The following is a 13,835-nucleotide window of genomic DNA, read 5'->3' as shown; positions in this document are numbered from 1 at the left end:
CATACGAGATTGGCTGGAGTGACTGGAGTTCAGACGTGTGCTCTTCCGATCTAGGGCTCCCTAGGAGAGGGGATACCGGCCGGGGCGCGCCCGCAGCGCCTCGGCGATCTCGCGGCGGGCGACGGTGGCGGGGGTGGCGCGGACGGCGGCGAGGTCGTCCTCGATGGTCTGGGCGAGCCCGCGGGGCGGCGGGGCGATGAAGGTGGGGCCGGTGCGGGGCGTCAGCAGGGCCAGCACGGCCTCCAGCGGCGTCGTGGCGCGCAGCCGGGCCAGCTCGGGCGCCAGCCGCGCCGTCCAGGCGGGCGGCAGGCTTTGCTCGGCCATGCCGGTGAGGGCGCGCAGCAGGCCGTCCAGCTCGAACAGCGGCGACAGCGCGAACCGGCTGTGCAGCAGGTCCTCCGCGCCGGCCTCGAAACGGATCACCCGGCGACCTTACGCCGCCTGGCGTAACGATGGCGGCGGGGCGGCGGGCGGCGCGAGGGTGATCGGCATGACCGCGGCCTCCGGCACCCCCGCGGCGGGCCCGTCCCGCCCCGCGACCGACCCTGCCCCCGACCCTGCCCCCGACACTGCCCCCGCCCCTGCCCCCGACGGCGCGGCCGGCCCCGCCGCTCGCCGCGCGACCTACCGTGACGCGCTCGCCGAGCCGCGGTTCCGGCTGCTGCTCGGGACGCGGACCCTCGCGATCGCCGCCGACACGCTCCGGATGATCGCGCTGGCGGTGCTGGTGTACGGGCGGACGGGCTCGCCGCTGCTGGCGGCGGTGGCCTACGGGATCGGGTTCCTGCCGCAGCTGGCGGGCGGCGCGCTGTTCGGGGCGCTGGCCGACCGGATGCGCCCGCGTCCGCTGATCTGGGGCGCCTACGCGCTGGAGGCGGCCGCCGCGGTGGTGCTGGCGCTGCTCGGCCCGCCGGTCCCGGCGGCGCTGGCGCTGGTCGCGGTGGTGGCGTGCGCGACGCCGGTGTTCGCGGGCGCGTCGAACCGGCTGGTCGCCGAGGCGCTGCCGGGTGACGCCTACGTGCTGGGCCGGTCGCTGATGGGCGTGGGGTCGGCGGCGGCGCAGCTGCTCGGGCTGGCGTTCGGCGGGGTCGCGGTGGCCGCGCTGGGCGCCCGGCACGCGCTGCTGGTGGCGGCGGCGGGGCATGTGCTGGCGGCGCTGCTGGTGCGGCTGCGGCTGCCGGACCTGCCGCCGCCGGGGGCGTCCGGCGGGTCGCTGGTGCGCGACAGCTGGGCGGGCAACCTGCGGCTGCTCGCCGACCCGGCGGTGCGGACGCTGCTGCTGGCGCAGTGGCTGCCGCCGGCGTTCGTGGCGGGCGCGGAGGGCCTGCTCGTCCCCTACGCCGAGGTCCGCGGCTACGGCGGGGGAGCGGCGCCGCTGCTGCTGGCGTGCTCGGCGGCGGGGATGCTGCTGGGCAACCTGGCGGGGGCGCGGCTGCTGGGCCCGGCGGCGCGGGAGCGGCTGGTCGTGCCGCTGATGGCGGCGTTCGGGGTGCCGCTGGCGGCGTTCGCGCTGCCGCTGCCGGCCGCGGCGGCGGCCGCGCTGCTGCTGCTGAGCGGGTGCGGGTTCGCCTACGAGCTGGGCGTGCAGCGCCCGTTCGTGGACGCGCTGCCCGAGGACGGCCGGGGGCAGGCGTTCGGGCTGCTGTCGACGGGGCTGATGACGGCGCAGGGCATCGGGCCGGTGGTCCTCGGCGCCCTCGCGGAGGCGGTGACGGTGGGCGGGGCGCTGGCGTGCGCGGGCGCGGCGACGCTCCTGACGGCCGTGTGCCTGCGCGGGGGACTGGCCCGCGCCCGCGCCGTCCCGGCGTCCGGCTGACCCGCCGGCGGGCGGCTCAGGGGCGGCCCGGGGCGGGTGCGGCTCGGCGCGGGGGAGCGGGTACGGAAAAAAAGCGGGTACGGAGAAAAGCGGCCGGCGCCGCCCGGTGGGTTCCGGGCGGCGCCGGCCGCGGTGTCCCTCGCCGGGGACGGCTACTCGCTGGAGATGGCCTTGAGGACGTCCATCCGGCCCGCCCGCCACGCCGGCCACAGCGCGGCCAGCACACCGATCACGGCGGCGACCACCATGTAGACGATCAGCGTGCCGACGGGGATCGACAGCACCCCGAGGCCCTTGTCCTCCAGGGCCTTCTGCAGCGCGGCCCCGAACGAGATCCCGATGCCCATGCCGAGCACCGCGCCGAACACCGCGATCACGATCGACTCCAGCCGGATCATGCGGCGCAGCTGCCGCCGGCTGATCCCGATGGCGCGCAGCAGCCCGATCTCCCGGGTCCGCTCGATCACCGACAGCGCCAGGGTGTTGACCACCCCGACCGCCGCGATGATCACCGACATGGCCAGCAGGACGGTCAGGAACTTGATGAACCCGTCGACCTGCTTGCTCGCGTCCTTCTTCAGCTGCGTCTGGTCGGCGACCTTCAGGTTCGGGTAGTCCCGCAGGGCGTTCTCCAGCGCCGACTTGGTCGCCGCGTCGGCCTTGGCCGTGTCCACGATGACGTCGTCGGCCGCCGGCGCCGTGGTGTGCGCCCGGTACACCCGCTCCGGGATCAGCGCCCCGGTGATCAGCTCGCTGCGCTTGAAGATCCCCGAGATCCGCATCCGCTCGGTCTTGCCGTCGCCGAACTGCGCCGGGACGTCCTGGCCGACCGTCCAGCCGCGGTCCTTGGCGGTCTTGTCGGAGACCAGCAGCCCGGCGGCGCCGAGGTCGGTGCCCCCGGAGGTCACCTTCAGCCGCGCGGCCTTGACGATCGCGGCGATGTCGCCGGTCATGTAGTCGGCCCGCTTACCGGAGATCTTCGCCCTGCCCGAGTACGTCGCCGACGCGGTCTCCACGCCCGGAACGGCCTTGACCTTCTGGACGACGTCGTCGCCCAGGCCCCCGCCGCCGTCCGGCTGGATGATGTAGTCGGTACCGAACTGGTCGTCGATCTGCGCGTTCACCGACGCGCGCATCGAGGAGCCCATGACGTTGACCGTGGTGATGAGCGCGAGGCCGATCATCAGCGCGGCGGCGGTCGCCGCGGTCCGGCGCGGGTTGCGCAGCGCGTTCTGCTGCGCCAGCCGGCCGGGGGTGCCCATCAGCTTCGCGAACGGCGCGCCGAGCACCCGCACCACCGGGACGCTGATCACCGGCGCGAGCATCGCCACGCCGATGAACACCAGGAACGCGCCGACGCCCACCGGGAGCACGGCGTTGCCGCCGCTGCCGCCGAGCCCCACACCGATCAGCGCCGCGCCGGCCAGCGTCAGCAGCGACCCGAGCGCGACCCGGATCCGCAGCGAGCGCTGCGGCAGCGCGACGTCGTCGCGCATCGCCGCGACCGGCGGGATCTTCGCCGCGCGCCGCGCCGGGAAGTACGCCGACACGACCGTCACCAGAATCCCGACGACGTAGGACCAGATGACCGGGGTCGCGGTGAACACGAGCCCGCCCTTGCCGGCGTCGCCCATCTGCGTCTGCAGCAGCGTCGCCAGGCCGGCGCCCGCGACGAGCCCGAACGTCGACCCGACGACCCCGACCGCGATCGCCTCGGCGATCACCGCGCGGGTGACCTGCGGGCGGGCCGCGCCGATGGCGCGCAGCAGCGCCAGCTCCCGGGTGCGCTGGGCGACCAGCATCGAGAACGTGTTGAAGATGATGAACGCCCCGACGAAGATCGAGATGAGCGCGAACACCAGCAGGAACGTCCGGAAGAAGTTCATGAACGAGGCGATGTCGCTCTTGGTCTCCTCCCGCAGCTTCGTGCCGGTGACGGCCTCCACGCCGTCCGGCAGCGCCCGGGCGACCCGGTCGCGCAGCTCGGTCTCCGACACCCCGGAGGCGCCCATCTCGACGTCGCTGAAGTAGCCGGGCTTGAGCATGAGCCGCTGCGCCGTCGGCGTGTCGAACGCCGTGACGGTCGCGCCCATGAGGTTCCCGGTGTCGATCAACCCGACGACCCTCATCTGGCGGGGCGGGCCGGAGGAGACGACGCGCACCGTGTCGCCGACCGCGACCTTGCCCTTCTTCGCGGTCCCCGCGTCGACGATCACCTCGGAGAGCCCGTGCGGCGCGCGTCCCGTCTTCAGCTCGTAGGAGCCCGCCGGGTTCCAGCTCGTGCCGAGCTGCGGCGGGCCCTGCCCGCCCGACCCGACGATCTTGCCGTCGCGGCCGACGATCGCGGCGTACCCGGTGACGTTCCCGACGGGATCCTTCACCCCGGGCACGGACCTGACGGCCGTCAGCACCGACGCCGGGACCGGCTGCTGCCCGCCGTCGTCGCCCGAGTCGACGACCTTCTTGGCCCGCACGTCCACGGCCACGTTCTTGCCGATCCGGCTGAACAGGTCGTCGAACTGCTTGTTCATCGTGTCGGTGAAGATCAGCGTGCCCGCCACGAACGCCACGCCGAGGATGACCGCGACGGCCGTCAGGACGAGCCTGATCTTGTGCGCCGCGAGGTTGCGGAGCGTGACCTTGCCCATCATCGCGCCGCGACCCCCGGCCCCTGCGCGTCCGGGACGCCGGCGCCGGCCGGACGGCCGGTCTCGAACGCCTTCATCCGCTCCAGCACCCGCTCGGCGGTCGGCCCGTGCATGGTGTCCACGATCTGCCCGTCGGTCAGGAACAGCACCTGGTCGGCGTAGGCCGCCGCGCTCGGGTCGTGCGTCACCATCACGATCGTCTGGCCCATCCGCCGGACCGAGTCGCGCAGGAACCCCAGCACCTCGGCGCCCGAGCGCGAGTCCAGGTTCCCGGTCGGCTCGTCCGCGAAGATGATCTCAGGCCGGGCGGCGAGGGCGCGGGCGCACGCCACGCGCTGCTGCTGGCCGCCCGACAGCTCCGTCGGCCGGTGCTTGAGCCGGGGCCGCAGCCCCACGGTGTCGATCACCGAGTCCAGCCACTGCTGGTCGGCCTTGCGGCCCGCGATGTCCATCGGCAGCGTGATGTTCTCCAGCGCCGTCAGCGTCGGCACCAGGTTGAACGCCTGGAAGATGAAGCCGATCTTGTCGCGGCGCAGCCGGGTCAGCTGCTTGTCCTTCAGCCGGGTCAGCTCGGTGTCCCCGATGTACACCTCACCGGAGTCCACCGAGTCCAGTCCCGCCATGCAGTGCATGAGCGTGGACTTGCCGGACCCGGACGGGCCCATGATCGCGGTGAAGCGGCCGCGGGGGATCCCCACGGTGACGCCGTCGAGCGCGACGACCTTCGCGTCGCCGAGCCCGTACTCCTTCCGGATCTGGTGCGCCCGTGCGGCGAAGTCGCCCGCCCCGGGCGCGGAGTGCGCGTCAGCGGTCGATGGGGCGGTGTTCGTCACGTGAACTCCCCTGTCTGCGAATGGGAAACGGAATCTGGGAAACCGGACCGCGGTCGTTCCCCCGGGCGATCCATAGTTGGAAACAGTAGAAGTCCGGCGAGCCCGAAGGATGCACCCCAGGAAGGGACTTGCCGCTCCAACCGTGGCAGGAGGGGCCCTCCACCCGTCGTCCTCCCGGGGGAGGGGGCTCTATGACAAAAGAGGGGTCGCCCAGGGCCGCAGATCAGGGGCGACGCCCAGGGAAGGTCCGCGCCCGGCCCGCTGACCAGGGCGGCAAGGGGCCGGAGAGGGGCGGCCGAAGGTCAGGGCGACCCTCAGGGCCTGACACGGAGGTCGTAGGCGGCCCGGACCAGGGTCCGGTCGGACGGACCGCACCGGAGTGTGACGCGGGGCACGCCGCAGCCCGGAAGGACGACGGCCGTCACCCCGGCGGCGCGGGCCGCGTCCCCGTGTCCCCGGCCGTGTCCGGCCCGCGCCCGGCCCGGCCGAAGCCGTCGCCCCGCCGTGCGGGACGAAACGAGGCCGGCCTCGAAAGAGACCGGCCTCAGGGAACCCGGACGCCACGCCCGCCGCCGCCTCGACCGGGGTCAGGGGCGGCCGCCGACAGCGCCTCCAAGCGGGCGCGGCGCCGCGTGAGGGGTCGCGCAAGGCCACCGCCTCCCGCGCCGTGCGGCGCCCCCACGCAGTACGGCCGCGCCCGGCGGCCCCGCGGGCAGGAGGAGGAATGCGGAGAGGGTCAGGACTGCCCGGGACGGCTCAGGCCCGTCTCATAGGCGTACACGACCGCCTGCACACGGTCCCGCAGCCCCAGCTTCGCCAGCACGTTCCCCACGTGCGTCTTCACCGTCGTCTCCGACACCACCAGCTCCCTGGCGATCTCCGCGTTCGACTGCCCCCGCGCCACATGCGACAGCACCTCCCGCTCCCGCTCGGTCAGCGTGTCCAGCCCCGGCGGCGGAGCCGAGTCCCGCACCGCCGGCAGCCGCGTCGCGAACTTGTCCAGCAGCCGCCGCGTCACGCTCGGCGCCACGATCGCGTCGCCCGCCGCCACGATCCGGATCGCCTGCACCAGATCCTCCGGCGGCGAGTCCTTCAGCAGGAACCCGCTCGCCCCCGCCCGCACCGCCTCGATCACGTACTCGTCCAGGTCGAACGTCGTCAGGATCAGCACCCGCGGGTCGTGCGACGCCGCCCCCTCGCGGATGATCCGCCGCGTCGCCTCGATGCCGTCCACGCCCGGCATCCGGATGTCCATCAGCACCACGTCCGGCAGCAGCGACCGCGTCATCTCCACCGCGGCGGCGCCGTCCCCGGCCTCACCGACCACCGCGATGTCGGTCTCCGCCTCCAGGATCAGCCGGAACCCCGTCCGCAGCAGCGGCTGGTCGTCCACGAGCAGCACCCGCACCGTGCTCATCCGGCCGCCCCGCCCCGCGGCGCACCGCTCGCCCCGCTCGCGTCCATCGCTCCCGCTCCTCGCCTCGCGCCGCTCATGGTCATCAACTATGCCTCCAGGGGGAAACGGGCCCGCACGCCGAACCCGCCGCCGACCCGCGGCCCGATCCGCAGCTCACCGCCGTACAGCGCCACGCGCTCGTACATCCCGACCAGGCCGTGCCCGGGGTGGTCCCCATTGTCGGCCATGATCGTCGCGGTGCCGCGCCCATCGTCCTCGATCTCCACCGTCAGATCACGCTCGGTGTAGTACAACCGCACCCAGGCCCGCGCCTGCGAACCCGCGTGCTTGAGCGTATTCGTCAGCGCCTCCTGGATCAGCCGGAACGCCGCCACGTCCACCCCCGGCGACGGCGTCCGCGCCTCCCCCTCGATCCACAGCTGCACCGACAGGCCCGTCTCCCGCACATGGTCGAGCAGCTCACCGAGATCGCCCAGCCCCGGCTGCGGCGCCAGCTCCCGCCCCGCCTGATCGGCGTCCCGGTCGGTCCGCAGCACCCCCACGATCCGCCGCATCTCGCTCAGCGCCGTCCGGCCGACCTCCTCGATCGTCGACATCGCCTCACGCGCGCTGTCGCCGTCCCGGTCGATGATCCGCCGCGCCGCCCCCGCCTGCACCGTCATCACGCTCACATGATGCGCCACCACGTCGTGCAGCTCCCGCGCGATCCGCGACCGCTCCTCGATCCGCGCCGCCCGTGCGTCGGTCCCGCGGGCCCGCTCCAGCCGCGCGGCGCGGTCCTCCAGCTCGGCGAGATACGCCCGCCGCAGCCGCAGGTTCCGGCCGAGCACCCACACCCCGACCACCAGCGCCGCGTCACTGATCAGCACGACCGGCGACTGCATCGGCAGCACCGTCAGCGACGCCACGAAATAGGCGAACCCCACCAGCCCGCCAAGCGCGCTGTGCGCCAGCCCCCGGTGCGCCGCGACACTGTAGATCGCCACCAGGAACGCCACCACGCCCGGGATCGACGGCGGATAGTCCAGCAGCGTCAACACCGCGCCGCCCGCCACGATGAACCCCAGCACCGACATCGGATACCGCTGCCGCCACGTCAGCGCCATCGTCACCGCGACCACGCCCAGCCCGTTCGCCAGATCCGGCGTCCGGAACTGGTCGTACTCCGGATCGTGCGGCAGATCCTCCAGATACATCTGCGGCAGACCGAACAGCAGCAGACCCAAAGCGAACAACGCGTCGGCCGCCCGCGGGCGCGCCTTCAACCAGGCACGGCAGGCACGAAGTCCACGGATGCGGGGTGACACGACTCTCACCCTAGGAGGTCATGCCAGGTCGATACCCCTCCTGTACGCGGATCTGCGATCCTCCCCAAGAAGGAGGCCCCACCGCGACGCCCCGTCCACGCGCCGGTCGCCCCGCTCCTCCGCCCGGCCCACCCGGCGGCCTCCCGGCAGGTCAACGGCCCACCGGCCACCGGTCACAGATCGTCGCGCTCCCGCGCCGCCGACTCCAGGTCCGCCGGCGACGGCCGCTCCACCGGCGCGGACGGCAACGGCGGGGGAGTCCCCCCGAACTGCGGGCACCGCGCCTTGTGATCACACCAGTCGCACAGCCGGCTCGCCCGCGGCCGCCACTCGCCCGACTCCATCGCCCGCCGGATCGCCGCCCACAGCGCCTCCACCTTCCGCTGCGTCGCCCGCAGATCCGCCTCGTCCGGCTCGTACCGCAGCACCTCGCCGTTACCGAGGTACATCAGCTGCAGCAACCGCGGCACCCGCCCCTGCAGCCGCCACAGCACCAGCGCGTAGAACTTCATCTGGAACAGCGCCCGCGCCTCGAAGTCCGCCCGCGGCGCCGTCCCCGTCTTGTAGTCCACGATCCGCACATCGCCGCTCGGGGCCACGTCCACCCGGTCGATGAACCCCCGCAGCTTCAGCCCCGACTCCAGCACCGTCTCCACGAACAGCTCACGCTCGGCCGGCTCCAGCCGCCGCGGATCCTCCAGCGTGAAATACCGCTCGACCATCAGCCGCGCCTGCGCCAGCCACTCCGCCCGCTCGGTCTCGCCGCCCTCGCCCGCGAACAGCTCCGCCAGCTCCGGCTCCGCCGCCAGCAGCCGCTCCCACTGCGGATCCAGCAGATCCAGCGCCGCCGCCACCGTCCGCCCCGCCGTCGGCAGGTCGTACAGCCGCTCCAGCACCGCGTGCACCAGCGTCCCCCGCGCCGCGGCCGCGCTCGGCCGCTCCGGAAGCTTGTCGATCACCCGGAACCGGTACAGCAGCGGGCACGTCATGAAGTCGCCCGCCCGCGACGGCGACAGCGACCCGAGCACCGGCACCGCCCCACCCCCCGGGCCGTCCGTCGAAGGAACCCTCGCCTCGCTGCCGGCCTCGGTGGTCGTCATGGCACAGCAGCGTAGGCGACCCCCCGGACGAAATCCCGCGCCACGCCGCCCCTCCCGCCCCGCCCCGCACGGGCCGCCGCGCGTCCCGCCGCCGCCGCGCACCCCGCCCGCGCCACCCGGCCCGCACCACCGGGGCCGTAGCATCGGTCATGTGACACGACCCGCGCCCCCGACCCAGGGCAAGACGCCCGCCGGCGACCCCGGCCACGACGACGCCCGCACCGGGCGGCCCGGCCTCTTCATCGGCCGCCCCTTCGGCGTCCCCGTCTTCGTCTCGCCCAGCTGGTTCCTGGTGGCCGTCCTCGTCACCGTCATGTTCGAAGGTCAGGTCAACGACGTCATCACCCGGCCCACCAGCTACATCGTCGCGTTCGCCTACGCCGTCCTGCTCTACGGCTCGGTGTTCGTCCACGAACTCAGCCACGCCGTCACGGCGCGCGTCCTCGGACTGCCCGTCCGCTCCGTCACCCTCCACATCCTCGGCGGCGAGACCTCCATCGAGCGCGAGGCCCCCACCCCCGGACGCGAATTCCTCATCGCCTTCGCCGGCCCCCTCGTCAACCTCGTCCTGGCCGGACTCGGCCTGTTCGCCGGCGCCGTCCTCAGCCTCCCCGACGTCGCACGCCTCCTCCTGGAGGCCCTCACCTTCGCCAACCTCCTCGTCGGCCTGTTCAATCTCCTGCCCGGCCTGCCCCTGGACGGCGGCCGGCTCGTCCGCGCCGCCGTCTGGAAGGCCACCGGCCGCAGCCGCAGCGGCGCCATCATCGCCGGCTGGGTCGGCCGCGCCGTCGCCCTCGGCTGCCTCGTCACCGGCGCCTACCTCGCCACCTACCGCTCCGGCGAAGGAGAAGGCGGCTACGGCTGGCTCGCCCTGCTGTGGTCCGCGCTCGTCGCGTCGTTCATCTGGGTCGGCGCCACCCAGGCCATCCGCGCCGAACGCGTCCGCGACCGCATCCCGCTCCTGTCGGCCCGCCGCCTCGCCCGCCGCGCCACCCTCGTCACCACCGACGTCCCCCTCGCCGAGGCCATCCGCCGCGCCCACGAGGACCACGCCGGCGCCCTCGTCATCGTCGACCACGACGGCATGCCCCGCGGCCTCGTCAGCGAGAAGGCCGTCACCGCCACCCCCCAGCACCGCCGCCCCTGGGTGTCCGCCGGCGACGTGTCCCGCGGCGTCGACGACGCCGTCACCCTCCCCGCCGACATCGCCGGCGAGGACCTCATCGAGGCGCTCCGCCGCGCCCCCGCCTCCGAGTACCTCCTCGTCGAGCCCGACGGCCGCGTCTACGGCGTCCTCGCCGTCACCGACGTCGACCGCGCCTTCAGCGGCATCTGAGCACCGCCCCCACGGCCCCCGGACACCCCCCGACGACCCCACATCCCACCAGAACCCAAGGCCCCTTTGACCACCCGCGCACCCGCGGCGTTCGCGCCTCGGCACCGCCCTGGACAGCCCGTCCGGAACCGTCCTGAGCTGCACCCGCCCGGCGCTAGCCTTGACGACCATGAGCGAAATCCCGGCGACCGAGCCCTCCCCGTCCACCGGCCGCATCCCCCACGGCCCGTTCCGGCCCGGAGACCAGGTACAGCTCACCGACCCCAAGGGCCGCATCAACACCATCACCCTCCAGCCCGGCAAGCTCTACCACTCCCACAAGGGCTCCGTCCCCCACGACGAGATCATCGGCAGCCCCGAAGGCAGCGTCTTCCGCTCCTCCGGCGGCACCGAATACCTCGCCTTCCGGCCCCTCCTCGCCGACTTCGCCGTCCGCATGCCCCGCGGCGCCGCCGTCGTCTACCCCAAGGACGCCGCCCAGATCGTCGCCATGGCCGACATCTTCCCCGGCGCCCGCGTCGTCGAGGCCGGAGCCGGCTCCGGCGCCCTCAGCTGCTTCCTCCTCCGCGCCGTCGGCGAACACGGCCTCCTCTCCTCCTACGAACGCCGCCCCGACTTCGCCGACATCGCCCGCACCAACGTCGAACGCTTCTTCGGCGGCCCCCACCCCGCCTGGCGCCTCACCGTCGGCTCCCTCGAACACTCCCTCGCCGAACGCGAGGTCGACCGCGTCGTCCTCGACATGCTCGCCCCCTGGGAATGCCTCGACGCCGTCGCCAAGGCCCTCATCCCCGGCGGCATGGTCTGCGCCTACATCGCCACCACCACCCAGATGTCCCGCGTCGTCGAAGACCTCCGCGCCCACGGCGCCTTCGCCGAGCCCTACGCCTTCGAGACCATGCTCCGCTCCTGGCACGTCGAAGGCCTCGCCGTCCGCCCCGACCACCGCATGGTCGGCCACACCGGCTTCCTCGTCACCGCCCGCCGCCTCGCCGACGGCGTCACCCCGCCCCTGCGCCGCCGCCGCCCCGCCAAGGGCGCCCAGCCCGACCCCGCGGCCCCCACCGCCTCCAACGGCGCCCCGCCCGCCGCCTCACCCGGCACCCCGCCCGCCACGCCCAACGACCACGCCGAGTCGTAGATCACACCCCGCCCCGCCGCCCCCGCCCGGCCGCCCCCGCGGCCACCACCCCGCTCAGCCACCCACCCCCAGGGCGCCCACCACGCCCACCCCGGGCCACCCGCCGCGCACACCCTGAAATCGGCAAACCCCCACCGCGACGCGCCCGAACCCCCGGAAAATCACCACCCCCACCACCCCACCCCCCGATCACACCCGCCCAGGCAGGAGGCCCCCCACACCCTCCCGCCACGCACCCGCCACCACACGAGAACCGAATGGGCAGGTTACGGAAGCCCTCCAGATAGGTAGGGTCTCAGTAGGTCGTCGGCTCTCTTCGTGAGGAGGTGACGGGGCGTGGCCGCTCGTGACGATGCTGGGGCGCGCAGGGCGCAGCACGACAAGGAGGTCAGGGACCTCCAAACGCAGGTTTCCTTCCTAGAGGAGGAGATCTCCGTGCTGCGCCGAAAGCTCGCGGAATCCCCGCGCCAAGTACGTGTTCTGGAAGAACGCCTCCATGAGGCACAAGCCAACCTGGCCGCGGTGACCGGCCAGAACGAGCGCCTCGTAGCGACCCTCAAAGAGGCTCGCGAACAGATCGTGGCGCTCAAGGAGGAGGTCGACAGGCTCGCGCAACCACCCTCCGGATTCGGGGTCTTCCTCGAAGCCCGCGACGATGGAACGGTCGACATCTTCACCGGCGGACGCAAACTCCGCGTGAACGTCAGCCCCGCCGTCGACACAGACGAACTACAGCGCGGCCAAGAGGTCATGCTCAACGAGGCCCTCAACGTCGTCGAGGCCCTCGCCTTCGAAGAGCAGGGCGAAGTCGTCATGCTCAAGGAACTCTTCGACGACGGCGAACGCGCCCTCGTCATCGCGCACGCCGACGAGGAACGCGTCATCAAGCTCGCCGAGCCGCTGCGCGGAGTCCCCCTGCGCGCCGGCGACTCGCTCATGCTCGAATCCCGGTCCGGATACGCCTACGAGAAGATCCACAAGGCCGAGGTCGAAGAACTCGTCCTCGAAGAGGTCCCCGACATCTCCTACGACGAGATCGGCGGCCTCGGATCGCAGATCGAAATGATCCGCGACGCCGTCGAACTGCCCTACCTGCACGCGGACCTGTTCCGCGAGCACCAGCTCAGGCCCCCCAAGGGCGTCCTCCTCTACGGCCCGCCCGGCTGCGGGAAGACCCTCATCGCCAAGGCCGTCGCCAACTCCCTCGCCAAACAGGTCGCGGAGAAGACCGGCCAGGAAGGCAAGAGCTTCTTCCTCAACATCAAGGGCCCCGAGCTGCTCAACAAGTACGTCGGCGAGACCGAACGGCACATCCGCCTCGTCTTCCAGCGCGCCCGGGAAAAGGCCTCCGCCGGAACCCCCGTCATCGTGTTCTTCGACGAGATGGACTCCATCTTCCGCACCCGCGGATCCGGCGTCTCCTCCGACGTCGAGAACACCATCGTCCCGCAGCTCCTCAGCGAGATCGACGGAGTCGAGGGCCTGGAGAACGTCATCGTCATCGGCGCCTCCAACCGCGAGGACATGATCGACCCCGCGATCCTGCGCCCCGGCCGGCTCGACGTCAAGATCAAGATCGAACGCCCCGACGCCGAAGCCGCCAAGGACATCTTCTCCAAGTACATCCTCAGCGGCCTCCCGCTCCACCCCGACGACCTCAAGGAGCACGGCGGCTCCGAGGACGTCACCGTCGAGGCCATGATCCAGCGCGTCGTCGAGCGAATGTACTCCGAAACCGAGGAGAACCGCTTCCTCGAGGTCACCTACGCCAACGGCGACAAGGAAGTCCTCTTCTTCAAGGACTTCAACTCCGGCGCGATGATCCAGAACATCGTCGACCGCGCCAAGAAGATGGCCATCAAGCAGTTCCTCGACACCGGCCAGAAGGGCCTGCGGGTCACCCACCTGCTCGCCGCCTGCGTCGACGAGTTCAGCGAGAACGAAGACCTGCCCAACACCACCAACCCCGACGACTGGGCCCGCATCTCCGGCAAGAAGGGCGAGCGGATCGTCTACATCCGCACCCTCGTCTCCGGAACCAAGGGCGCCGAGGCCGGCCGGTCCATCGACACCGTCGCCAACACCGGGCAATACCTGTAACCTACCCGACACCGATCACCACGAGCGCGGCGGCCACCCCCCAAAGGAGGCCGCCGCGCCTCGTCATGCGCGCACAACGCCCATGACACGCCCGAACCGCGACCGTTCGGACGCCACCCCCCACGCCCCCGGCACCC

Annotated in this window: 10 protein-coding genes; 4 read left to right on the top strand and 6 right to left on the bottom strand. The window is 72.9% G+C overall.

Annotated features, from left to right (window positions below; genetic code table 11):
- Positions 1-60: 60 nt before the first annotated feature.
- Complete coding sequence (locus E1291_RS14690) at positions 61-423, bottom strand: hypothetical protein (protein ID WP_131738349.1); 363 nt, start codon at positions 421-423, stop codon at positions 61-63.
- 67 nt (positions 424-490) lie between these two features.
- Between E1291_RS14690 and E1291_RS14685 the strand changes: the two genes are divergently transcribed.
- Positions 491-1,816 carry an MFS transporter gene (locus E1291_RS14685; RefSeq protein ID WP_131738348.1) on the top strand — a complete coding sequence of 442 codons (1,326 nt, stop codon included), beginning with the start codon at positions 491-493 and terminating at the stop codon, positions 1,814-1,816.
- Between the two features lie 152 nt (positions 1,817-1,968).
- On the opposite strand, the gene E1291_RS14680 is transcribed toward E1291_RS14685, so the two are convergent.
- From E1291_RS14680 to E1291_RS14660, 5 genes are all read right to left on the bottom strand, one after another.
- Positions 1,969-4,467, bottom strand: a complete 2,499-nt coding sequence (locus tag E1291_RS14680; RefSeq protein WP_242614152.1) for an ABC transporter permease — start codon at positions 4,465-4,467, stop codon at positions 1,969-1,971.
- Positions 4,464-5,297 carry an ABC transporter ATP-binding protein gene (locus tag E1291_RS14675; RefSeq protein WP_131738347.1) on the bottom strand — a complete coding sequence of 278 codons (834 nt, stop codon included), beginning with the start codon at positions 5,295-5,297 and terminating at the stop codon, positions 4,464-4,466. Before E1291_RS14675 ends, E1291_RS14680 begins: the two co-directional genes overlap by 4 nt.
- Before the next feature lie 736 nt (positions 5,298-6,033).
- A complete protein-coding gene (locus E1291_RS14670; protein ID WP_131738346.1) occupies positions 6,034-6,714 on the bottom strand; it encodes a response regulator in 681 nt (226 codons plus the stop codon).
- 86 nt (positions 6,715-6,800) lie between these two features.
- On the bottom strand, positions 6,801-7,979 hold the full coding sequence (locus E1291_RS14665) for a sensor histidine kinase (protein WP_242614151.1): 1,179 nt from the start codon (positions 7,977-7,979) through the stop codon (positions 6,801-6,803).
- A gap of 215 nt (positions 7,980-8,194) precedes the next feature.
- The gene (locus E1291_RS14660; protein WP_131738344.1) at positions 8,195-9,121 is read right to left on the bottom strand and encodes a RecB family exonuclease; all 927 of its coding nucleotides are present in this window, start codon (positions 9,119-9,121) and stop codon (positions 8,195-8,197) included.
- Between the two features lie 151 nt (positions 9,122-9,272).
- Here E1291_RS14660 and E1291_RS14655 point away from each other — a divergent pair, with 151 nt between their 5' ends.
- The 3 genes from E1291_RS14655 (at position 9,273) to arc (ending at position 13,698) form a co-directional block, all read left to right on the top strand.
- On the top strand, positions 9,273-10,457 hold the full coding sequence (locus tag E1291_RS14655; RefSeq protein WP_242614150.1) for a site-2 protease family protein: 1,185 nt from the start codon (positions 9,273-9,275) through the stop codon (positions 10,455-10,457).
- Positions 10,458-10,626: 169 nt separating this feature from the next.
- Positions 10,627-11,598, top strand: a complete 972-nt coding sequence (locus E1291_RS14650) for a tRNA (adenine-N1)-methyltransferase (RefSeq protein ID WP_131738343.1) — start codon at positions 10,627-10,629, stop codon at positions 11,596-11,598.
- A 336-nt stretch (positions 11,599-11,934) separates the two neighbouring features.
- Positions 11,935-13,698, top strand: coding sequence for a proteasome ATPase (gene arc / locus E1291_RS14645; RefSeq protein WP_131738342.1), 1,764 nt, complete (start codon positions 11,935-11,937; stop codon positions 13,696-13,698).
- The last annotated feature ends 137 nt before the right edge of the window (positions 13,699-13,835 follow it).

The sequence above is a fragment of the Actinomadura roseirufa genome (assembly GCF_900659635.1).
In the GTDB taxonomy this organism is placed as follows: Bacteria; Actinomycetota; Actinomycetes; order Streptosporangiales; family Streptosporangiaceae; genus Spirillospora; species Spirillospora roseirufa.
This window is presented reverse-complemented; position numbering and strand designations above follow the sequence as displayed.